The sequence below is a fragment of the Paenibacillus sp. OK076 genome, assembly GCF_900110055.1.
In the GTDB taxonomy this organism is placed as follows: domain Bacteria; phylum Bacillota; class Bacilli; order Paenibacillales; family Paenibacillaceae; genus Paenibacillus.
In genome coordinates this window covers 1194067-1217199 of sequence record NZ_FOCH01000001.1, presented here as the reverse complement: position 1 = coordinate 1217199, position 23133 = coordinate 1194067, and the positions used below count along the sequence as shown (strand labels likewise).

Genomic DNA, 23133 nt, shown 5'->3' with positions numbered 1-23133 from the left:
AGCATTATATAAGCACCCGTAAATGTAACTTTAGGAAAAGGAAGACCGTACAGCATCTATCCTGCTGTACGGTCATTTTGAATACTCAGATTCCAACTTCACTTTTCACCCAACTTGCGGTAAATTCCTGTTCGTTATACTTAAAAAATTGCTCCAAGATCTGTTCCCGGTCATCCAGGAAAAGCTGGTCGGCTACAGCTGAAACCAACTTCGGCACAGCATTCCTTGTCCCCGATATTGCTGAGGCAGAAAGGCCGCAGCTTGCAAGTGCAGAATAGTTGAAGACAAACAATCCCCGCAGCTTATCTTCCCCCTCCTCATCTCTGCTGGTCATTGCAAACCCAGGACTAAGGTAGGGATGTGCGTCAAGCAGTGTATTCCTGTGTTCCGTCGGAGCTTGATAACGGTCTGCCCAGCGTGCAATGTGGGCCTCCACCATTCTGAGCTCGGGACGCAGTGCCGGATCACTCACCATCCCCGTACTTATGACCAGAAAATCAAAGGAGTGCTGACCCTGTGGCGTAGTCACTACCGCTTTCCCATCTTTCATCTGTACATCCAGCCAAGGCGCATGAAGATGTAACTGGAAGCCTGGCCATGCAGCGGCCCGGTTGAAGGTATCGTTGGTCGGAGGCTGATTGTATTTGAAAAAATGGGAAATAGTCGCATACTTATCCTCGTCCGACAATACGTGAAACCTTTCGATCATACCGGATTGCTCCATCTGACGAATCGGGTTAATGCTCGGCAATTGTTCCCGTCGTACAAATACATGAGCCTCAGCCACGCCTGTGGCTAGTGCAAAGTTGGCATTATCAAAAGCAGACGCCCCTCCGCCAAGTATAGCAATCCGTTTTTCTTGTAACCGTTCAAAATCAATCAACTCCGACGTGTGAGCGTACAGATGTCTAGGTACTTTCTCAGCGATCAGCGGGGGTACATGCCACTCCCCGCCGCCCTGGATGCCCGTAGCCAAGACAACCTTTCGTGCCAGCAACATATTACTTGGAGCCCCTGCACCTGTAATGTGCAGCCGGTGTATGCCTCCATCTGCAGGTTCAATCAGTCTCAGTTTCACTTCATTCACGACAGGCAGATTCAGCACTTCCCTGTACCAACGCAGATAGTTCATCCATTCACTGCGCGGAATTTTATCAACTGCATCCCATCCGGAGGGTCCTGATTGCGCCTCCCACCATGCTCGAAACGTCAGCGAAGGAATTCCTAGATCAATGGAAGTGAGATGTTTCGGTGTACGCAACGTGACCATACGTGCGTAAGTTTCCCAAGGTCCCTCCAACCCTGCAGCATTTTCGTCGATGACCAGAATGTTGGATATCCGCTCACGCAGGAATCCAAAAGCAGCCCCCAAGCCGCTCTGCCCACCACCTACGATAACGACATCATAGATATGGCCTTCGTCATGTTCCCGCGGGCGAATCCAATCCGCACCTCCATATGCGAGATAAGCCAGATCATCTTGTACTCGTTGGTTTAATGTTTCAAGGCTCATCATTCTTCAACCCTTTCAACGCCCACTCGTATACTTCTACGAACCGCTTTTTAATGTTATGTTGGTGTAATAATTTGTTTTGTTAATGAATATTCTGCAAATCCAAAGCAGCCTAAATCTTTTACCATATGGATAAATACAATAATTTCGCCACAATTCCTAACATCATTTTCGTTAGGATTAGCGTTATTATATGAGCTGAGGTCATTTTTTTGAATATCACGATAGATTTCTTGTCATCACACCTAAAAATATCTAACATACTTGTTAACTATAACGAAACCAAATGCTAATGACTTCGTCCTGTATGTAAAAAAGACAGATCAGGTTGGATATTAGCGGTCGATCCAACCCGGATCTGTTTTCGTGTTGTCTTATTTCAATAAGTGAAATGATGAAGAATTACTATCTCATGTCAATTCGTGTACTGACCATACAATACCGTTCGTTGTTCCAATCCCCAAATTCAGTGTGATCGTTAATCCATTTGCTGCGTAAAACAACCCAATTACATCTCCAGCGTTCAACGCCACCTCCGCAGCTAGCGTTACAGCTCCACTACCGAGTATTGCCCGCAATGTGAGTAGCGTCACACTGATATTCAGGATTGGCAATAGTCCATTGACCAAAGTAGTGGTGGTGGGGGATGTTCTTTGCACCAGAAACGCTGGATTGACACCAGCACCCAATGAAATGGAGATCGCGGCAGTTGTAGAAAAATTGATGGTTGCCACAATCGAATAGGTCCCTGTATTGGGCACCGTGTAATTGCCTGTAGTTGCATTAAAATTTGCATTGCCATAGTAAGGACTTGCTGTACCCCAGTTGGTTAACTGTGTACTGGTTGCTGTGGATAGGTTAGCCAAAAATGCAGAAAACCCTTGTGCAGCTAAATTGGGGCCTGATGCACCTGTAGCCCCTGTGGCTCCCGTGGATCCAGTAACTCCAGTCGTCCCGGTAGCGCCAGTTGAGCCAGTTGTACCCGTTCCCGTTGCTCCGGTTGTTCCCGTTCCGGTGGCGCCTGTCACACCTGTGGCACCCGTTGACCCCGTCGCGCCGGTGGCTCCGGTTGTTCCCGTTCCGGTAGGACCTGTCGTACCTGTTACACCCGTTGAACCCGTGACTCCGGTAACGCCGTTGGTTCCAGTTACCCCCGTTGATCCTGTCGCGCCGGTGGCTCCAGTAGCCCCGATTCCGGTTGCGCCTGTATCACCAGTTACCCCAGTAAGTCCCGTTGCACCAGTGGCTCCTGTTGCCCCCGCTCCGGTTGTACCTGTCGCACCAGTTTCACCCGTAACTCCCGTTGCTCCAGTTGTTCCCGTTCCCGTTGCTCCTGTATCACCAGTTACACCGGTAGAGCCCGTTGCACCTGTAGTTCCGGTAGCCCCAGTTCCGGTGGCTCCTGTCACACCGGTTACACCCATGGAGCCCGTCGCTCCGGTTATTCCTGTTGCACCTGTATCTCCAGTAATTCCAGTGGCTCCTGTTGCACCAGTCGAACCCGTACCTCCAGTTCCGGTTGCTCCCGTTACGCCTGTCGCACCCGTATCTCCTGTGACTCCGGTCGTTCCTGTTACGCCTGTTGTTCCTGTATCGCCAGTGATTCCGGTCGCTCCCGTTACGCCTGTTGCACCTGTATCTCCAGTGACACCGGTCGCTCCGGTTATTCCTGTTGCACCTGTATCTCCTGTGACTCCAGTCGCTCCCGTTACGCCTGTTGCACCCGTATCCCCAGTGACTCCAGTCGTTCCCGTTACGCCTGTCGCTCCCGTATTCCCAGTAACTCCGGCCGTGCCCGTTACACCTGTTGCACCTGTTGCACCCGTATCCCCAGTGACTCCAGTCGTTCCCGTCACGCCTGTCGCACCCGTATCTCCAGTAACTCCGGCCGTGCCCGTTACACCTGTCGAACCCGTAACTCCAGTAATTCCGGTCGCGCCTGTTACGCCTGTCGAACCCGAATCCCCAGTAACTCCGGTTGCCCCCGTTACCCCTGTTACTCCTGTATTGCCAGTAACTCCGGGGGCTCCGGTTACACCAGTCGAACCCATTTCTCCAGTGACTCCAGTCGTTCCTGTTACACCCATGGCCCCTGTATCTCCAGTAGCTCCGGTCGTTCCTGTTGCACCAGTTGAACCCGTATCGCCAGTAAATCCGGCCGTGCCCGTTACGCCTGTTGCTCCCATATCTCCAGTGATTCCGGTCGATCCCGTTACGCCTGTCTCACCTGTATCGCCAGTAATTCCGGTGGCTCCCGTTACGCCCGTCTCACCTGTATCGCCAGTGACTCCGGCTGCTCCCGTTACACCTGTCGCACCCGTATCTCCAGTAATTCCAGTGGCTCCCGTTACGCCTGTTGCACCCGTATCGCCAGTGATTCCGATGGCTCCCGTTACACCTGTCGCACCCGTACCTCCAGTAATTCCAGTGGCTCCTGTTATACCAGTTGCTCCTGTATCTCCTGTAACTCCAGTAACCCCGATTGCTCCTGTTACGCCTGTTGCTCCCGTATCTCCAGTAACTCCAGTCGTTCCCGTGTCACCAGTAACTCCGGTCGTTCCTGTTACGCCTGTCGCACCAGTATCGCCAGTAATTCCAGTGGCTCCTGTTGCACCAGTCGAACCCGTATCGCCAGTGACCCCAGTCGTGCCCGTTACGCCTGTCGCACCCGTATCTCCAGTGACCCCAGTCGTGCCCGTTACGCCTGTCGCACCCGTATCTCCAGTGACTCCAGTCGTTCCCGTTACGCCTGTTGCTCCTGTATCGCCAGTAACTCCGGTCGATCCCGTTACGCCTGTCGCTCCTGTATCGCCAGTGCTTCCAGTAGTTCCCGTTACGCCTGTTACACCTGCATCTCCTGTAACTCCGGTTGCTCCCGTTACACCTGTCGTACCCGTATCGCCAGTAAATCCGGTCGCTCCTGTTAAACCAGTTGAACCCGTATCGCCAGTGACTCCGGTGGCTCCGGTTACACCTGTCGTACCCGTATCGCCAGTGACTCCGGTGGCTCCGGTTACGCCTGTCGCACCCGTATCGCCAGTGACTCCAGTCGCTCCCGTTACACCTGTTGCTCCCGTGTCACCAGTAACTCCGGTCGTTCCTGTTACGCCTGTCGCACCAGTATCGCCAGTAATTCCAGTGGCTCCTGTTGCACCCGTATCGCCAGTGCTTCCAGTAGTTCCCGTTATACCTGTTGCTCCTGTATCGCCAGTGACTCCAGTCGCTCCCGTTACGCCTGTTGCACCTGCATCGCCAGTAACTCCGGTCGCTCCCGTTACGCCTGTTGCACCCGTATCCCCAGTGACTCCAGTCGTTCCCGTTACACCTGTTGCACCCGTATCTCCAGTGACTCCAGTCGTTCCCGTTACACCTGTTGCACCTGTATCGCCAGTGACTCCGGTCGCTCCCGTTACGCCCGTTGCTCCTGTATCGCCAGTGCTTCCAGTCGTTCCCGTTACACCTGTTGCACCCGTATCGCCAGTGACTCCGGGGGCTCCCGTTACGCCTGTCGCACCCATATCTCCAGTAACTCCAGTTGCTCCCGTCACGCCTGTCGCACCCGTATCCCCAGTAAATCCGATGGCTCCCGTTACACCTGTTGCTCCTGTATCTCCAGTAAATCCGGTCGTTCCTGTTACGCCTGTCGCACCCGTATCTCCAGTGACTCCAGTCGTGCCCGTTACACCCGTTGCACCCGTATCGCCAGTGACTCCGGTGGCTCCCGTTACGCCTGTCGCACCCGTATCGCCAGTAACTCCAGTTGCTCCCGTTACGCCTGTTGCTCCTGTGTCACCAGTAACTCCGGTCGCTCCTGTCGCACCGGTTACTCCAGTGGCGCCCGCAGCCCCAGTGGCTCCTATTCCGGTTGCGCCTGTTGGACCGGTTACCCCAGTTAAGCCCGTCGCACCTGTGGCTCCAGTCGTTCCGGTTCCCGTTGCTCCTGCCACACCAGTTACACCAGTAGGCCCCGTTGTACCAGTAGCTCCTGTAGCTCCGGTTCCGGTTGCGCCTGTTGCACCAGTTACACCCGTAGATCCCGTTGCTCCTGTGGCTCCCGTTATTCCAGGATCGCCCGTGGCCCCTGTATTCCCAGTCACACCTGTGGTACCTCTAGCGCCTGTTACTCCAGTTATACCTGTCGTGCCAGTCACTCCAGTGCTACCTGTGGTTCCAGTTACTCCGGTAGCTCCCGATCCGGTTGCGCCTGTAATCCCTGTTGCACCTGTTATGCCCATTGCTCCCACAACTCCGGTAGCACCGGTCACACCTGTAACTCCTGTTATTCCGTTCACTCCAGGATCGCCCGTCGCTCCAGTTATCCCTGTTGCACCTGTTATTCCTGAGGCTCCCGGTAATCCAGTTGCACCTGTCTTTCCTTGAAACCCTCTATATCCCCTCGGTCCACGAAACACAAGACATCTGGATCTAACAGCTCTTTTCTTTTTTATCTTAAACTTCTTTTTGGATTTATATTTGTGTTTTCTTTTTTTAGATACGCGAGTGCCTGCTTTTTTCAATTTGCGTTTGGTTGTACTGATTGAGGACATTTTGTGCTCCTTTTTGGACGTATAGCTCACAAGAAAATCCTCCCTCCTTGTACACCGTGTCGATTCTCCGCTTTTGCAATACTACACTCTATGTCTAGGACAGGTTTTGTGCACCGCCCATTAATGAAGTCAAAACACCATGCATCATTTTGGTTTAGGTCGTAATCATTAACCGAGTCATAACGGTTTTTAATTATTTATTTATTGATTGATTGATTAATTACAAAGCTACAAGATATTTATTTCTTTTGCAGCTCACCTATCGTCTGTGTAATCCCCTCTTCAAAAGAAGTCATCTTCACTGGCCCAATGCTGGCCTCATATTTCTTTTTACTCAACACCAGCGGTTCTTCTGTCAAATATAACATTTCAACAATTTCTTTCAAGACCGGCACGCCCAATCCAAGCAGCGAAAGTCCTGTTTTGCCGAGGGCTATCACCGGTTTCGCTTCACCCGCGGCCTGTTGTGCAATACATACGATTTCCTTACCCGATATTACGCCAGCACCAGGGATATTCCAATTCTGCAGATAGGCATCATCTCTGCTCGCCAACTCCACTACCATGACCGCTGCATCTGGCAAATAGATATACTCTCGTGGCATTTTCATAGTTCCGATAAAAAAAGCCATTTTCCCTTCCGCTATTGCTTCAAGCGTGGACCCCAGGTAAGAAGCCTGATTGGCGGTAGGACCATAATAATCAGGCAAGCGAACAATCATCACTTGCGCTTTGCGCCATTTGCTGCTAAATAACATTTGCTCAAAGGCAAGCCGAGTCTTTCCTTTTCGTGTATGCGGCTGCTTTGGATGTTCTTCGGTCACTTCTTTCATTTGTCTTCTGCCATAAGGATAAATCCCGTCAATGACAACTACCTTCAGTCCCAATTGTTCTGCCGCCTCCATAACCGATTCACCCAGAGGGATCAGCTTGCTTTCCATTTCGTTGTAAGGCACATTCGCACAATGAAACATTACATCAGCCTCTAGTGAAGCAGCTATAATATCATCAGGTCGGAACGCATCTCCCACAGCGATCTGTAGGTGATCAGGAGAACCCAGTTTTACCGCAAGTTGCTCCAGCTTTTGAGGTGAGCGGCCAAAAATAATGGTAGAAATGCCACGTTTGATCAATTCCTCTGTAATTGCTGCGCCCGTTCCACCTGTTGCCCCAACTACGATTGCTCTTTTCATTTCATCTCAACCTCTTTCTCTCGTTTTATTATTGATCAATTACTTACTTAAACATAATTTAACGCATATTTAGTAATTGATCAATAACTGAATTGCAAAAAGGGACTTATCCCTTTCTATCTATCCATAAGCTCTGGCATATCCAATGATTTTGATATATTACATAACATGCCAATTGCCAGGAATATCAACGTTTTTTGCTTGGGATTGGCAATGCCTGCCGCTGTAAAAGCTTCCAATACCATATCTCGCACCTCAGTGAATCCTTTTTGCATTGCTTGACGGATGTCTTCTTCCTTAATGGTCTGCGCCTGCATCTGCAGCAGGATTTCATTTTTGTGAGATTCTAGAATTTCTTCATAGGCTTCAATTAATTCGTTCTCCAATTGATCTGCAGTAGCAGTTTCTACCACAATCCGGAAAGAATCAATCAATCGTGTCCAGGAAACTTCCAGTGCACATAACAATAAAGCTTCCTTCGTTTTGAAAAAACGAAAAATATACGGTTGGGAAATCTGCGCTCTTTCAGCGACTTGAGCTGTCGTTGCACGGTAATAGCCTATTTCCGCAAATACATCAATAGCTGCGGAGATAATATCGTTACGACGATTGACGGAAGCGGATGTATCTTTAGCCATCATAGTACCCTCCATACGATAGTAATTAATTAATCAATAGCTTGAAGTATATCGGAAAGCCCGAACGATTGCAAAAACATATGTCACCTCTTATTTCTTGAGCTTGCTTGGGTCGTAACCGAATGTTTGCCTGAATCGGCAGATGAAATAACTTCAATTGGCGTCCCCCACCTGATGCGCAGCTTCCGTTACACTGCATTGCCCATTTTTTAGCATCTCGCGTGATTTCTCCATTCGTTTGTGAATGACAATACCTATTACGTTGCATTGTAGTTTTCATATATCCAGAGAGAGCCTTAAAGCATATCAGGAGTACCTTCGCACACATGTTATTCCGACATACGAAAGTACCATGAGTCAGACCATCGCTGACTATCGCATAAACATCCATAAATTCACGACTGAAAAACAGGGGTATTTCCCGCTGTGGAACAGTTTACACGTAATTCAACTCCAGAATCAGCAATAGGCAAAAGCTTTTATGGCTGAACTGAAGCGACTTCCCCCCCTCAGTCACAACAAACCCGCAAGCGGTGGCTCAAGCCGCTGCAGGTTGTTGAACATGTCAATGTTCATGAGGGTCAGTTGAATGAGTTCCGTAATATCATGATGCACCGAAATGGACCGGCAATGAACTTTGTTTTGAGTGAAAGAAAATGGTGCCACAGTTTTTACGCCCTGGAGACTGAAGAGGTCTGGCTCCATAGCATCCTATTCTTTGGCTTCGACCATGATATTCACAATCGTGTCCAACTGCAATTCCAATGAGAATGGGTCTTCCATTACGAACTCATCCCCTTTGTCTCCAAAGGAACCGTATGGATAGACCTGTCCTTTTTGCACGGCGGGCAAGAGTTTCCATACCTCACTGTTCAACACTTCATTGGCTCCCTCATCCCATGAACCGTACACAAAGATATGATCGCCCATGTACTCAGGCAACACTTCAAGCGAAATATTGACAAATCCCTCTTCCATATTGAGCGCTTGCTCAGTCGGCGGCAGCTTCAGCATCTCATAGATGGTTGAGCTCCCATAGTTCCCCCCTTCAGCAGCCAGTACATACAGAGATTTGTTTGCCACTTGAACAATAGACACAGTCTCTCCTTCTTTTACCACGCCAGCAATCTGTTTCTTGGCTTCTTCTACTTTCTGTTCATAGCTGGAAATCCATTCCTCAGCTTCTTTCTCTTTTCCAAAAACCTCACTGATCCGACGCAGTTTTGCCAAAGGCCCCGAGGTAGATTCCCCTTCCCAATACGGTAAAAATACCGTTGTCGCAATTTTCTCATAATCCTCAATATTTTTATCAATAGAACCAATAATCAGATCCGGCTCAAGCGCAACCAATTTCTCAAGATTCATCGGAAATTCTCCACCTAGGTCTTCGATTCCGGATATGACGTCAGCGGGTATCCCTGACTTCTCGATCCAGGCCTCGTTCAGCATGAAACTTCTCACCCCTACCGGGATAACCCCCAGCTTCAACAGATAGCCCATATACTGATCTGAAGCAACCCGTTGCGGATTGGCTGAAATAACAACGTCTCCTCTTATTGTGGATACCGTTCGAGTCTCTGCTTGTACAGAGGATTTTCCTTCTTCGGTTGTACTGTTACTTGTCTGCACTGCCGCGGGTTTCGTCTCTGATTGTGAACCACTTGTGGATTGTGATGGACTTGAACAAGCCCCTAACAATAGTGATAGACACAGCATCATGGTCAGTGCTGTCATGTTGAATTTTCCTTGCATAAATAATTCCCCTCCATCAACCTTATGATATTGATAATCAATATCATTATATAATTGAGGATATAGTGGTTGAAGGGCAATTTCGCGCGTGAAACCGGGCAAATCTTGATCATGGTTTACACCGGAGGCATATTTTTGTTCTTTCTGGCCTCGGTTCTGGTTTTTTTTGTACCGAATAGGTGAGCATCCCTTTATTTTTTTGAAGCTGCGACTGAGTGAATGTGCATCCGGATAGCCTACCTGTTCCGCGATTTGTTGTAACGTAGCACCCGTGTATATCAGGAGATGTGCAGCCCTCTCAACTCGCCTCTGTCCAAGATATTGGATGGGACTGATGTTCATTTTTTGTTTGAACAATCTGGATATGTGCCCTGCACTACATTCCAATTCCTTTGCCATAACGTCTAGCGCAACGGGCTCATGCAAATGCTTACTCATATACTCGATTGCCCTAGTAACCACATCCGGCTTATACGGCTGAATGGATTGACCGTACAGATCGGATAATAAAGCATACACCCACTGATGGAATAAAGTTTTTGCGTGTAACTTTGCCAGTTTCGTGGACTGCTCCCACTCTCCCTCCAGTGTCCTGATATATTGATACATAACCAATGGGTTGGTCGGTATAAGCGAATATTGATCTTGGAATGGACGTTCATTTTCCATCAAATGCTGAATATCCATCCGACAGGGAAGCGCCAGAATGGCTTTGTACAGAATCATATAATAAACCAAACCCGAATCCGTCTTGATGTTTACGTTAGCCAACTTTCCCCCATGAACAATATGAAACCCTTCTACGATATACCTTTGTTGATCCATACCTACTACAGCAGTTCCATCAACCATATATAGATAGGCACTAGCTGGAAGCAGATAGTTCCTAATCCTTTCACCAGGAGCCAAAGAGTTTTTGCGAACATCCAGTATTTTGATAAAAACATGATTCCATAACAAGATATGATCATTCAAATTCATGATATTTGCACTCATCCTCCAATCTAATCACCGTTTAAAAGCTCTTTTAAAAATCTCTGTTACTACAATTTCGTCCATATGTACATTACCTTTCATTATAGTGATAACCATTCTCAATTACAATATAAATTGATATAACATTACTTGAATGGATAACCTACACCTACGGTCCCAAGAAGACAATCGCTTTGGAATAGTTGGATTTATCTTCTCATGACTATCTTGTTGCAAAATCAAAAAAGGCATGATATATTAATTGAGCCATCAATGATTGATGCATCAAATATTGATACGTCAAATATTAACTTAGCAGATATTACTGACTAAGCAATGGCACTGTATAATGGCAACTTTATGTATTTTGTTCACATAAGCCGTTGTTCATGTCCAGATTCACCCGGGAGGTCTAGTCATGACACGTATTGTTTCCAAAGAAGAACAGATTATCAATCTGCTGAACGTACTGGGGAATAAAATCAGTCCCAAATTCGAACGCTGTACGGGGATCAGTTCCTCTCGCTTTGAGATTTTGCATGAGTTGGATCAGGTGGACGAGATTAATCAGTCCATGCTCCAGAAAATCATCAACATCGATAGTGCTGCAATTACACGCCACTTGAAACAGCTTGAGGCGGACCTGATGGTCACAAGACGTAAAAATCCCGAAGATAACCGGGTAACATTTGTTCGTCTGACGGACCATGGTCGGAAGCAGATTGAAGGCTACAAGGTAGAGAAAACCAATTATATTAACCAGATTTTACAGGGGTTCAACGAAGATGAAGTCTACGCTCTCGCTGATTTCCTGGAACGAATGCAAAACAATTTCTAAACCCATATACAGAGGAGAGAATCCACACATGAGTACATTCCAAAGCACTTTTCAAAAGACAAATGATTTCAACGAGATTACTTACGGCCGCCGGTCTGTAAAACTATACGATCCTGAAGTCAAAATCAGCCGTGAAGAAATGACAGAGATTTTGGCTGAAGCTTCTCGTGCCCCATCGTCCATCAACTTACAACCTTGGCGTTTTCTCGTTGTAGATACGGCTGAAGGTAAAGAAAAGCTTGCTCCTCTCGCCAGATTCAATCAAAATCAGGTCTTGACTTCGGCAGCAGTAATTGGCGTATTTATTGATATGAACAATGTCGAGTACATGGACGAAATTTTTGGTAAAGCTGTCGAACTTGGTTATATGCCACAGGAAGTCAAAGATATGCAGCTCAAAACTGTAATGCCTTATTACGAAAATATGCCCGCTTCCGCTCTTCGTGATGTCAATCTGATTGACGCAGGTCTGGCTTCCATGCAATTGATGCTCGCTGCACGTGCTCATGGGTATGATACCAATCCAATCGGCGGTTATGAGAAAGATCAAATTGCTGAAACATTCGGTATGGATAAAGATCGTTACCAACCCGTTATGCTGATCTCGATCGGTAAATCGGCCAAAGAAGGTCACCCTTCCTACCGCCTTCCTGTTGAGAAAATTACGACTTGGGCATAATATCAGGCAATGTTTTACATGTAAAGCACCGTTAACATTCAGAAACAATAACAACATTCTAACTACACTAATGGAGGTTGAATATTATGATTATCATTCACGCTCACTTGCAAGTTAAACCAGACCAGGAACAAGCTTTCTTGGAAGCAACAAAAGTACTGATCGCTGCAACACGCAATGAAGAAGGCAACATCAGCTATGATCTCGCCAAAAGTACTGAACGCGAACATCATTACACGATGATTGAACTGTGGAAAGACGAAGCCGCTACAGCTTCCCACAACACTAGCGCCCATTTCCAGGCTTTCGTTCAGCAAGCAGCAGCATTCATGGCCGCTCCAATGAAAGTTGAAGTATTCGCTGGAGAAGCAGTTAAACACTAAAATATGAGCCCTACATTTATATTCATTAAGCAGACCAACGAAATCGTCGGCTTGTGAACAAGAAGCCGCTCCTCGTCATGCTGACGGGTGAGCGGCTTTTTTGATATACCTTCCAAGTGAAGCTAATTGATCTATATCTGACAGGGTGATTCCACATGCTCTCTTCTAGAATCGTTTTAAACTGTGCCTTTTTATCTTACACACGAATCAAGTCATACTGGCTAACCTAAGCTTTATCTTCTGCCCGTCAAAATTATAAACAGAGGCTATCCCTCGTCTTAACGACAAAAGATAGCCTGTTTAGCTAAGTGTTCAATTCGTCTAAAACTTTTTGGATTATTTCTTCAATAATAAATAGACAAAATAAGGCACACCGATAAGGGATACCATAATTCCTGCGGCAATTCCATCAGGATCAACCAGGTTGCGCCCAACCGTATCGGCAATTAATAGAAGCCAACCTCCAAGCAGAACGGCAACAGGAATAAATAACGAGTTACGTGGACCGACCAGCGCTTTGGCGATGTGTGGAGCCATCAAACCGATAAACGCGATCCCTCCCGTAACCGATACAGCAGATGCGGCTGCTGCAACAGCAATCACCATGAGTACCAAGCGTTCCCGTTCCAGCTTCAACCCCACTCCGATCGCTGTTTCTTCGTTCAGCCCCATCAGATCAAACTGTCTGGTTCTGAACAACGTAAGCGGGATTAACACAATCAGCCAAGGCAGCAAAGCCCATATGAATGGCCAGTCTGCCCCCCAGATGTTTCCGGATATCCACTTGGCAATAAAGTCGACCTTGGAACGTTCCGCCGAAGATATGATGACGATCATGATGCCTGACAGCGCCATCGAGAATCCAACCCCGACCAGTACCATTTTTATGGGATCAAGTCCCTTGGTCCGGCTATAGGAGAACAGATAGATGAGCGCCGCAGTCAGCAATGCACCGATAAAAGCAGCTAATGGCAACATATAAACGAACGTGCCCGCTTCAATCGGGAAATACAGAAAGAAGATCGCAACGGCAACACCTGCACCGGAATTGATTCCGATGATGCCTGGATCGGCCAAGTCATTACGCGTAATACTCTGCAAAATGGAGCCTGACAGCGCAAGCGCCATACCAGCGAGTAATGTAATAAAAATCCGAGGTAATCGGACCGAAAACAGAACAAAGTCCTCTTTAAATGTGCCTTGGCCAAATAACACCGGGATTACCCTTTTGAAAGACAACGAGGAATACCCCCAGCTCATACCTACCACAGCCGTAATGAGGATCAGCAGCAAACACACGAGCAGAATCACTCGTTGCTTGCGAATGCGCGAAGACATTGTCATGAGAACGCTTTGCCCCCTCTACGCACAACGAACAGGAAAAAAGGTAAACCAAGCATGGAAGCAATGGCGACAACAGGTGTTTCGTAAGGTGCATTTATCGTTCGACCCAGTGTTTCGGCAAGAAGCATAAACGATGCTCCGGCAAAAATGGATACGGGTATAATATACCGATAGTCCGTGCCTACCAATTTACGGACAATATGGGGGATCATTAAGCCGACAAAAGCCATATTCCCAATTAATGCAACCGACGCTCCGGTAAGCACTATGACCAGCAGGAACAGAACAGTTTTGACGAGTACCAGCTTCTGCCCCAGTCCAGTCGCCACCTCGTCGCTCAGGCTAAGAATGTTGATCTGGTTGGAAAGGAACGGAACTACAGCAAGACCAACCAGTATGACAGGCGCAATCGCTTGAATCTGGCCCCATGTCGTTCCGATGAGTCCTCCCGAAGTCCACATGGATACATCCTTGGAAATTTTAAAAAAGATACTGATGCCATCCGAGATGGCATACATAAAAGCGGATACCGCTGCCCCGGCCAGCACTACCCGGATAGGGGATAAGCTCCCTCTCCGTATCGAGCCAAGCACAATAACCAATGCGGCTCCAAGTGCAGCACCAACAAAACAAGCAACCATAATCCCAAAATATCCGAGTGATGGCATGAAGACAAAAGCCAGGGCCAGTGCCATATTGGCACCTGAAGTCAGACCGAGCAGTCCAGGATCAGCCAGCGGATTGCGAGTAATTCCCTGCATGATGCCACCGGAGACGGCAAGAGCCGCTCCGATCAGCATGGCAGCGAGTTCCCGTGGAAGCCTGATCTCACGCAGAATAAGAATATTATCGTTCTTTGTCGCAGAGGTCAGGGTCAGCCACAGATTCCGGAATGTCGTTTCTTCTGCGCCAAACATCATGGCGATGATGAAGCACACGATAAGTACGAGTACACTACCCAGCAGCTTGGTTGCAAACCGAAAAGGAAGTCGTTTATTTTTCATCGCGCTCAAGGTTTACTTGCCAAGAAAATGTTCGATAAAGAATTCCAGCTGGTATTCCATGCTGAGTGGATCATTGAAGTAAAATGCCTTGGCATCCGCTTCGAATACTCGATTATTTTTCACCGCATCAATATTTTTGTAGGTTTCGGTATTTTGGAACGAATTGTCCTCGTCGGCATTTTTACTGAATATTACATAGTCACCCATGTAGTCTTTCAGTACTTCGTTCGATACAGCAAAGAATCCGTCTTTCTTGGTCGCTTCCTTGACCTTGTCTGGCATACCTAAACCGAATTGATCATACAGTATTTCCGTTCCACGTCCGAATTTCTCGCCATATACATAAAGCTGTTTATTGAACGTTTCAATAACGGATACAGTCGCATTCGCGCCAATTTTGGCTTTGATTTCTTCCCCAACTTTTTTGCTTCGAGCGTCAAAATCGTCAACCCAGGCTTGTGCTTCTTTTTCTTTGTTCACAAGCTTTCCGATCTCCAGTTGCTGCTTGAGAAAGTCTACCTTACCATATGTATAGGTGACTGTTGGCGCAATTTGCTTCAACTTATCGACGTTCTTGATATCAGACAGGCCGATAATCAGATCCGGGTTCAATTCAATAATTTTCTCCAGACTTTCATCGGTAACCGCCTCTGTATTCGCCAGTTTTTCTTTGAAATTCGGGTTCTCTTTGGACATTTCATCCACGCCAACCAGCGGCACATCCAGTGCCATCACGTTTCCTGTCAGGAATCGGGTCAGTACAACCACACGTTGCGGGTGGGAAGGAACTTCCACAGGGCCTGACTCCGATTGATAAGTGAACGTGCCCGATTCTGACTCGGATGAAGCACCTGCTGAATCCGTGTTCGAAGAAGTGGATTCGTTGGATGCCGTTGCATCCCCCGTTGTATCTTTGGTTGAATTGGTTCCACAAGCGCTGAGCAATAAAACCAGAACGAATATAAATGGAACAAAAAGCTTTCTCATGTGATGACTCTCTCCCTTTTCTCTTTGAATATGAAAATCATTCTCATTACAATAGCTAATTATAGGCATGCAGGAAGAACCTAACCATGCCTTTTTGTTTGAGAAAACCTTTGGATTATTGGATGCCAGTCCATAAGGATACCGCCCGTCCAAGCTGCAAACGAATGGAAACCGGATTGTAGGGTATCCACTCTTCCTGCTCTAGATGATAGATCCGATTTCGCTTCACTGCCTCGAGCTCTTTCCAGTATTCCGAGTGAAATATAATTTCTGAATGGCCCTTTGACCCTTTTTCATCTGGAAAAACAATAACGAGCATACGAGTGCCCTCGTAATCCTGAAGTTCCGACAGTTGGATAGATACCGAATGAAATTGATCGCCAAACCTCTGTATTTCCTGGGCAATCTTGGCCGGAGGACGTAACCCGAGCGATTGATACATCACATATCCGACATTTCTGATTCCATATATTTGTAAGGTGTCCGGTTTGATGACGAGAATAGTTAGCGTCTCATTCACAATCTGGCTCGTTTGAATGGCTTCCCGTGCCTGCTGTTCTTCCCTTTCAAAGTCTGCCAGCCATTGTTCTGCCTGCTCCACCCTATGAGTCGCCTGTGCGATAAACCGCAGATGTTCTTTCCACCCAAGCTCCATCCATGCAATTTCGACAATAGGGGCGATGGATCTCAGACGTTCAGAACTTAATCCGTTCATGTGCAGGTGCTGATTTGCTGCAATGATGAGCTCAATATTGGCATCCAGCAATGCGGACTTTATTTGTTCAGGTGAACTGTCGGAATGGATAAAACGTATCGTTTGAGGTGGGCTTACTCCCTCTGTGCTTACATATTCGCTGCTTTCCGAGATGACAACCGCTGGTTCCAGACCAAGTAACATCAGATGGCTCGCATAAGGTGCACACCACACAGCCACTCGTTGAGAAAGCCTTCGATGTGCGAAGCCGGATGGACTCTCTCCTGTCTGCTGCTTAAAGCGGCGGCTAAGATAGAATTCATCCTTATATCCAACTTTCAGCGCGATCTCACGAAGTGAAGCGGACCCGCCAATTAATAACTCTTTGGCTCGGTGAACACGCAAGCGTGAAAGATACTCATTGGGTGCAAATCCAGTAAGCTGCTTAAAAAGGATGGAGTAATGAGAGCGACTGACCCCCGCAATTTCGGAAAGTCCTTCGGTTGTTATTTTCTCACTAAAATGGTTCTCCATAAATGCGATGCTACGTTCCATGGACGGCTGCTCACTCGCAGTATATTTTGCTTCCATTCGCTCCAACAGACTCATCAGTACTTGATGAAACAGAATCTGGTTACGCATATGCCTGACTTCATTGCCAGGTAAACGATTCATATAGAGCTCTTCAAGGTGAGCTGCAATCGTTGGTTCATAGAACTCAATATATGTTCCTGCTTCAAGCACACTGGACCGTCCCATGGCTTCCATTGGCAGTGATCGCTTCTGTTCTTGTGTGCTGATGGAGAGAGTGTATATATGAAGAGGGTGCATCTGATTCCCTTGTATTACAACATCACTCTTCGCCGGAATAAGGATTACCATCCCATCGGTGAGTTCGTAGATGTGACCGTCGAGATGAAGTGTACCCTGACCACTTGAAACGGCCAACAGAACGGTCAGGTTCTCATGGATTCTATGTATCGGCATCGTTGACGTGCTATACAATGATTGAATGCTATCTGCTGTATATATTGGAAAATAGGACTCTGCCCATTCCGAGTTGTTCATGTTCTTGTCCTCCGTGACTGTTATGCCTGTTAGCGGATAATAACTCAAATTTCAGCTCACTCTATGCGGTTTAATTGGCTATACCTATTTTAGCATTGCTGATTCATCCGGAGTACATTCTTCCCAAAGTAACTATTTATGAAATGGAATAAAAATAAACGACCGTTCCCCGGTAGAAATGGGGAAACGGTCGCAGCTTCAATGTTATCGTGCATGATACACCACTTACTCACGATTCGGATCAATTTTGATGAGCTTGCGCGGTTCCTGTTCTTTTTCACCATACCAGACCAACACATCGGCAAACAAATCCATAATGCGTATAAAGCTTTCCTTGTCAGCCTCTGAAATCGTGCCAGCCAATCGAAAAATATCATCAAAACACAGCTCACGAACAAATTCAGTATATTGGTCGTACACCACACGTCCATTCGCCGAAGGTTTGACATAAATGTCTTTGCGATTACCACTCAAATGGTATTTTTCGAGCAATCCTTTTTCCGTAAGATTCTTCACATTTTTAGAAAACGTACTGCGGCTCACGCCAAGTCGTGCTGCCATTTCCGACATCTTTTCTTCCTTGTCCTCCGCCTCCAGAATGTACTCCAATGTCTGAATCTGTGAAGCAGAGAACATCATATCCGTACCATAACTTCGCTGCAGCTTATAGGTGTTGGAGTACGCATTACCGTACTTGATGATCTTTTCAATCAGTTCCCGATGGTCGCCCATCCATTCTAATTTCATGAATAATCCCTTTCACCTTCAAATTCTCTCTCTATTCCAGAGTACAGAATTTAAATATGTTTTTCAATCCATGTGATGGCTTCCTCGATGACTTCATCTCGATTAGGTTCATTAAATATCTCATGCATGAGATGGGCATATATTTTCAGCGTTTTATCGGTTGAGGCAATATCTCCGTAAAAGTCGCGCGAATCATGTTCACTCACCAGTCCATCGTTTGCCCCATGCAGAACAAGTACAGGATCGACAAACTGCTTCGCATGTGCTTTTAACCAAGTCACTCCGTAACCCAAGCTATTGAACAAATCAACGGATATCTCTTTTTCTACAAGCGGATCATTCACGTATGCAGATACCACTTCCGGATCACTGCATACGCCGCCACCAAGCTCATTCGGAAAATACGTACCCGGGGCAAGATCAAGCGGCAGTTCTCCGGCAACCTTTGTATGGTAACGAGTAAGCGCACCGGATAGAACAATCCCTTTTACTTTGCCTGGGTATTTCGTTCCAAATGAAGAGGATGCAAAGCCACCCATACTATGCCCAATGACAAAAAGAGGAATGTCGCCGCTCTCTTCCAAGGCCGCTTCAACAACCACATTCACATCATCAATAATCTGATGAAAATCACTGTAGAACGTACGCTTCCCTTCTGATCTTGCATGACCACGATGGTCAAAACGGTATACGTCAAAACCACGTTTGTTCAGTTTGTCCGTTAGGTAATCATAGCGGCCAGCATGCTCACACAAACCATGAACGATGACCACGGCTGCCTTGGAATCGCTTACAATATTTTTACTGAAATAAAGCTGGGTTCCGTCAAAAGATTGAATGGTTGTCTCGATATGGTTCATTCTTCATTACATCCCTTCATTGTGCTCAAGCCTCAACTGGCAGATCCGTCTTGAGCCATTTTGTTGATACATTATCCGTAAAGTAATCATAAGAGTTTATCGTTAATAATTTCTTTTACGAATAATATTGTTTCTTATAGAAACAATATAACATCCGTTTTACGCGCTGTCCAGATTAATCTGAGTGAATCGGAATAAAAACAGGACTGCCTCGTAGTCATGAATATGACGGGGACAGCCCTTGGTTCAAGTTATTCTAATCTGTTTTGGTGTTCTAATGAACCTGACACATTTGGGTGCGGTAGGTTTGTTAGCATCTTACAGCGAAATAATTGACCCATTGAGTCAGCTCTGCTCAAGCGGGTTTTCCATGAATCTTATCTATCGATTGAACCCAGCGTCCGTAGCATCCTGATGAACACTACCGCCGCTTGCGCGCGTGTCGTCTCCCCCTTTGGATCGAACGTGTTTGCGCCCGTGCCTGTCATGATATGAAGCTTGACCATCAGATGAACGTCCTCAATATAGGCTGTATCCGCGTTTCCGATATCCTTGAAGCCATTAAGGCTCACCGGCTCCTTGGATATCGGCAACAGTTCAAGTCTCCCCACTGCCGCCAGCATACTAGCCATTTCCTCTCGTGTAAGCGGCTGATTAGGGGTAAAGCTGTTCCCTTTCACAAAGGTGAGCAGTCCGAGCTCCTTCGCTGTGGATACCTCGCCGGAATACCACGTACCTGGTTTGACATCGTTATAGGGCGCTATGTCCTTATCAGATGCGCCGCGTCCAAGCGCCCGGACTAACATAGCCGTAAACTCTGCTCTGGTTACCGCTTTGTTAGGATCATACAGTCCACCGCCTACGCCTTCAACCAGACCTTTCGCAGCAGCAAGATCGACATCAGATTTGCTCCAATGCTGCTGTACATCAGCAAAACTTACCGTGTTTTGTGCCACAACGTAGACACTGTTTGAATAGGATTTGATCTTCACAACCCATTTGCCGTCAATCTGTTTTTTCTCAGCTGCCACAAACTCCAATTTCTTTGTCGTTACGTTATAGCGGAATGCCCCCCATTGAGCTGGCATGCCGGTCATGCTCTTGGGCATCAGAATCTCTCTTGTAAGTGCCTTGCTGAACTTATCTGCCGTTCCGATTGCTTGTCCCGTCTTGGTGTTGATGATATCGATATGAAAATCTACAATCGCACCCATTGCATGGCCATTCGGCAGGCTGTTTGCAAATGCTGCTCGGAAGTCCTTATCGCCGGACTTGTCGGTTAGCGTGATTTTAAAGCTAATGTCATCGTTATTCACATTATTCTTAGCTAACAAGTCCTTTAGCCCTGGAATGAGCGATGCCAGATTGACCGGCACTTGATAGCTGCCGTAAGGAGTCTTAATCTCGATGAAGAAAGTAGCGTTCTTGCCCTCAATGCTCGTTAAAATGCTTGCCGGTATTCTGACATAGGCAACGCCGTCTTTTGGTGTAATTTCAAGAGTGACGGACGGCTTACTACTGTCGATTTTAGCCCAGTCAATCATAATGCCGTTTTGGTCAATATCCGAATGGGTTGATTTAACAGGAGTAGTTCCACCACTGCTACTGCTACTATTGCCACTACTATTGTTACTGCTACTATTAACAACCTGCGTTACAGTAAAGGTAACCGGCGTCATGCCCCCGGCCGACACTGTTACTGTAGCCTTATACGTCCCTGCGGCCAGTCCGTCATTCGCTTTTACCGTAAAGGTCGTCGACGGCGTCCCACTATTGAGCGTTGTCACCGTCGGCTGCGTAATCGTAAAGCTGCCGGCGTTCGTTCCGCCGAGCGCTGTCGCCAAGCTCGTCAAGTCGCCGGTTCCCGTTCGTGTCAAGGTGACCGTTTTCGTTTCCTGCGTCCCCGATGCATACCCTGCGGTCAGGGCATTCAGCGTCTCATCCGACAATGGGCTGATCGCGTGCGTAACAACAAACCACGTAAATTGATTCGCCGCCGATGTCGTTGATGTACCGCCCGGCGTAGTTACTGTTACGTCTACTGTTCCTGCACTACCCGCCGGGGCGATGGCTGTAATTTGTGTCGCCGAGTTCACTGTATAGGACGTCGCCGCCGTTGCACCAAACTTCACCGCCGTTGCATCGGTCAGATTCGTACCGCTCAACGTGACAGTCGTGCCTCCGGTCGTCGGACCCGATACCGGCGACATGCTCGTAATCGTTGGCGCGGCATGGTATGTATATTGATTCGCCGCCGATGTCGTTGATGTACCGCCCGGTGTCGTTACCGTTACGTCTACCGTTCCTGCACTACCCGCCGGGGCGATGGCTGTGATTTGTGTCGCCGAGTTCACTGTATAGGACGTCGCCGCCGTTGCACCAAACTTCACCGCCGTTGCATCGGTCAGATTCGTACCGCTCAACGTGACAGTCGTGCCTCCGGTCGTCGGACCCGATACCGGCGACATGCTCGTAATCGTTGGCGCGGCATGGTATGTATATTGATTCGCCGCCGATGTCGTTGATGTACCGCCCGGTGTCGTTACCGTTACGTCTACCGTTCCTGCACTACCCGCCGGGGCGATGGCTGTGATTTGTGTCGCCGAGTTCACTGTATAGGACGTCGCCTCCGTTGCACCAAACATCACTTCCGTTGCATCGGTCAGATTCGTACCGGTCAACGTAACGGCCGTGCCTCCGGTCGTCGGACCCGATGTGGGCGATACGCTCGTAATCGTCGGTTCGGCATGGTATGTATATTGGTCCGCCGCCGATGTCGTTGATGTACCGCCCGGTGTCGTTACCGTTACGTCTACCGTTCCTGCACTACCCGCTGGGGCGATGGCTGTAATTTGTGTCGCCGAGTTTACTGTATAGGACGTCGCCTCCGTTGCACCGAACTTCACCGCCGTTGCATCGGTCAGGTTCGTACCGGTCAACGTGACAGTCGTGCCTCCGGATGTGGAACCCAATGTCGGCGATACGCTTGTGATCGTTGGGGAAATTGCATCTACTAGCACGCCCGCCGTACTACCCACGCTATTAAGCGTTAATACTGCATCGTTACCTGCTTCATCCCTAATTGATCCGCCATTCAGTGACAAGGCTCCTATGGTAATCCCGTTAGTATCAGATTGTCCGGTTTGGATGGTATATCTAAATTGCAACGCGTTTGTCCCCGAACCGCTTACATAGTTAGCATACACAGTCGTTGTTCCTACAATTAACGGGATCGTTGGAATGCCGGTTACGACAACAATCTCGTTCATGTTCACTGTAAAACTCAAGTCTTCTCCTGCACCATAAGTGCCATTGGCAGGAACAGATACACTTGTAACGATAGGCATAACTGTGTCGACATAGTAATGGTTAGATACGGTGGTTCCGCTCCCCACATTGCCTCCAGCAATTATACCTGAATGATTGAGCGAAATATTGAAGGGGCCGCTGTGATTGCTTAGAGGCGGCGTGAGTGTTGCGCTATAAGTGATATTGTCAGAAGTTGTTAATCCACTAAGAATGCCGCTACCTGTTTCCAAATCAGCAAGATCAAATCCAGTCACCGCTTCTGAAAATGTAATCGTTACCATTGACGTTTCTCCGGAAGTCAGAAGTTCGTCAGCTACAACAATGGTGGCTGTTGGAGTGGCAGCAAACGCCTTGTCAAATAAGTACAATGGCAGCAAACTTAAAATAATTACACCCATAAATAACTTTCTTATTATTCTTGTTTTATACATATCCTGTTACCCACTCTCTCTAAGTTAGGATTCACCGCGAATTTCAAGAAAATGCTTGTCCAGTCATGTGCTATTATATAACATTGTGAGTCCTCGTTCAGTAAATTATTGAATAGTATTGCATACGGCACTTTCTTCGTCCTATCAGCGAATGTCCATACAAAAACAAAA

The 23133-nt window shown here is 47.5% G+C and carries 15 protein-coding genes; 3 read left to right on the top strand and 12 right to left on the bottom strand.

Annotated features, from left to right (window positions below; translation table 11 throughout):
* Positions 1-85 precede the first annotated feature (85 nt).
* The 5 genes from BMY78_RS05595 to BMY78_RS05570 form a co-directional block, all read right to left on the bottom strand.
* A complete protein-coding gene (locus BMY78_RS05595) occupies positions 86-1513 on the bottom strand; it encodes an FAD/NAD(P)-binding protein (protein ID WP_090895455.1) in 1428 nt (475 codons plus the stop codon).
* Positions 1514-1923: 410 nt separating this feature from the next.
* The gene (locus BMY78_RS33615; protein WP_371129119.1) at positions 1924-6090 is read right to left on the bottom strand and encodes a beta strand repeat-containing protein; all 4167 of its coding nucleotides are present in this window, start codon (positions 6088-6090) and stop codon (positions 1924-1926) included.
* 209 nt (positions 6091-6299) lie between these two features.
* Complete coding sequence (locus tag BMY78_RS05585; protein ID WP_090895454.1) at positions 6300-7253, bottom strand: SDR family NAD(P)-dependent oxidoreductase; 954 nt, start codon at positions 7251-7253, stop codon at positions 6300-6302.
* Positions 7254-7369: 116 nt separating this feature from the next.
* Positions 7370-7891 carry a TetR/AcrR family transcriptional regulator gene (locus BMY78_RS05580; RefSeq protein ID WP_090895451.1) on the bottom strand — a complete coding sequence of 174 codons (522 nt, stop codon included), beginning with the start codon at positions 7889-7891 and terminating at the stop codon, positions 7370-7372.
* Positions 7892-8602: 711 nt separating this feature from the next.
* Positions 8603-10624, bottom strand: coding sequence for an AraC family transcriptional regulator (locus tag BMY78_RS05570; RefSeq protein ID WP_090902069.1), 2022 nt, complete (start codon positions 10622-10624; stop codon positions 8603-8605).
* Positions 10625-11036: 412 nt separating this feature from the next.
* On the opposite strand from BMY78_RS05570, the gene BMY78_RS05565 reads away from it, so the two are divergent.
* The 3 genes from BMY78_RS05565 to BMY78_RS05555 all read left to right on the top strand — a co-directional run bounded on the left by BMY78_RS05565 (position 11037) and on the right by BMY78_RS05555 (position 12518).
* Complete coding sequence (locus tag BMY78_RS05565; protein WP_090895446.1) at positions 11037-11456, top strand: MarR family winged helix-turn-helix transcriptional regulator; 420 nt, start codon at positions 11037-11039, stop codon at positions 11454-11456.
* 28 nt (positions 11457-11484) lie between these two features.
* Positions 11485-12135 (top strand): nitroreductase family protein, encoded by a 651-nt coding sequence (locus tag BMY78_RS05560; RefSeq protein ID WP_090895443.1) that lies wholly within the window; start codon positions 11485-11487, stop codon positions 12133-12135.
* An 86-nt stretch (positions 12136-12221) separates the two neighbouring features.
* The gene (locus BMY78_RS05555) at positions 12222-12518 is read left to right on the top strand and encodes a putative quinol monooxygenase (protein ID WP_090895440.1); all 297 of its coding nucleotides are present in this window, start codon (positions 12222-12224) and stop codon (positions 12516-12518) included.
* Positions 12519-12854: 336 nt separating this feature from the next.
* On the opposite strand, the gene BMY78_RS05550 is transcribed toward BMY78_RS05555, so the two are convergent.
* The 7 genes from BMY78_RS05550 to BMY78_RS05520 all read right to left on the bottom strand — a co-directional run bounded on the left by BMY78_RS05550 (position 12855) and on the right by BMY78_RS05520 (position 22929).
* Positions 12855-13862, bottom strand: a complete 1008-nt coding sequence (locus BMY78_RS05550) for a FecCD family ABC transporter permease (protein ID WP_090895438.1) — start codon at positions 13860-13862, stop codon at positions 12855-12857.
* On the bottom strand, positions 13859-14866 hold the full coding sequence (locus BMY78_RS05545; protein ID WP_090902066.1) for a FecCD family ABC transporter permease: 1008 nt from the start codon (positions 14864-14866) through the stop codon (positions 13859-13861). Before BMY78_RS05545 ends, BMY78_RS05550 begins: the two co-directional genes overlap by 4 nt.
* Before the next feature lie 12 nt (positions 14867-14878).
* The gene (locus tag BMY78_RS05540; RefSeq protein ID WP_090895435.1) at positions 14879-15853 is read right to left on the bottom strand and encodes an iron-hydroxamate ABC transporter substrate-binding protein; all 975 of its coding nucleotides are present in this window, start codon (positions 15851-15853) and stop codon (positions 14879-14881) included.
* Between the two features lie 115 nt (positions 15854-15968).
* On the bottom strand, positions 15969-17615 hold the full coding sequence (locus BMY78_RS05535) for a helix-turn-helix domain-containing protein (protein WP_090895433.1): 1647 nt from the start codon (positions 17613-17615) through the stop codon (positions 15969-15971).
* Positions 17616-17840: 225 nt separating this feature from the next.
* Positions 17841-18362, bottom strand: a complete 522-nt coding sequence (locus tag BMY78_RS05530) for a MarR family winged helix-turn-helix transcriptional regulator (protein ID WP_090895430.1) — start codon at positions 18360-18362, stop codon at positions 17841-17843.
* 50 nt (positions 18363-18412) lie between these two features.
* A complete protein-coding gene (locus BMY78_RS05525; protein WP_090895428.1) occupies positions 18413-19222 on the bottom strand; it encodes an alpha/beta hydrolase in 810 nt (269 codons plus the stop codon).
* Between the two features lie 377 nt (positions 19223-19599).
* On the bottom strand, positions 19600-22929 hold the full coding sequence (locus BMY78_RS05520; protein WP_218152269.1) for an IPT/TIG domain-containing protein: 3330 nt from the start codon (positions 22927-22929) through the stop codon (positions 19600-19602).
* Positions 22930-23133: the final 204 nt, after the last annotated feature.

What these genes read in the sequence shown, in the direction of transcription:
- BMY78_RS05595 (WP_090895455.1), bottom strand. Translation starts at nt 1,513, where the DNA reads ATGAGCCTTGAAACATTAAACCAACGAGTACAAGATGATCTGGCTTAT.
- BMY78_RS05585 (WP_090895454.1), bottom strand. Translation starts at nt 7,253, where the DNA reads ATGAAAAGAGCAATCGTAGTTGGGGCAACAGGTGGAACGGGCGCAGCA.
- BMY78_RS05580 (WP_090895451.1), bottom strand. Translation starts at nt 7,891, where the DNA reads ATGGCTAAAGATACATCCGCTTCCGTCAATCGTCGTAACGATATTATC.
- BMY78_RS05570 (WP_090902069.1), bottom strand. Translation starts at nt 10,624, where the DNA reads ATGAATTTGAATGATCATATCTTGTTATGGAATCATGTTTTTATCAAA.
- BMY78_RS05565 (WP_090895446.1), top strand. Translation starts at nt 11,037, where the DNA reads ATGACACGTATTGTTTCCAAAGAAGAACAGATTATCAATCTGCTGAAC.
- BMY78_RS05560 (WP_090895443.1), top strand. Translation starts at nt 11,485, where the DNA reads ATGAGTACATTCCAAAGCACTTTTCAAAAGACAAATGATTTCAACGAG.
- BMY78_RS05555 (WP_090895440.1), top strand. Translation starts at nt 12,222, where the DNA reads ATGATTATCATTCACGCTCACTTGCAAGTTAAACCAGACCAGGAACAA.
- BMY78_RS05550 (WP_090895438.1), bottom strand. Translation starts at nt 13,862, where the DNA reads ATGACAATGTCTTCGCGCATTCGCAAGCAACGAGTGATTCTGCTCGTG.
- BMY78_RS05545 (WP_090902066.1), bottom strand. Translation starts at nt 14,866, where the DNA reads ATGAAAAATAAACGACTTCCTTTTCGGTTTGCAACCAAGCTGCTGGGT.
- BMY78_RS05540 (WP_090895435.1), bottom strand. Translation starts at nt 15,853, where the DNA reads ATGAGAAAGCTTTTTGTTCCATTTATATTCGTTCTGGTTTTATTGCTC.
- BMY78_RS05535 (WP_090895433.1), bottom strand. Translation starts at nt 17,615, where the DNA reads ATGAACAACTCGGAATGGGCAGAGTCCTATTTTCCAATATATACAGCA.
- BMY78_RS05530 (WP_090895430.1), bottom strand. Translation starts at nt 18,362, where the DNA reads ATGAAATTAGAATGGATGGGCGACCATCGGGAACTGATTGAAAAGATC.
- BMY78_RS05525 (WP_090895428.1), bottom strand. Translation starts at nt 19,222, where the DNA reads ATGAACCATATCGAGACAACCATTCAATCTTTTGACGGAACCCAGCTT.
- BMY78_RS05520 (WP_218152269.1), bottom strand. Translation starts at nt 22,929, where the DNA reads ATGGGTGTAATTATTTTAAGTTTGCTGCCATTGTACTTATTTGACAAG.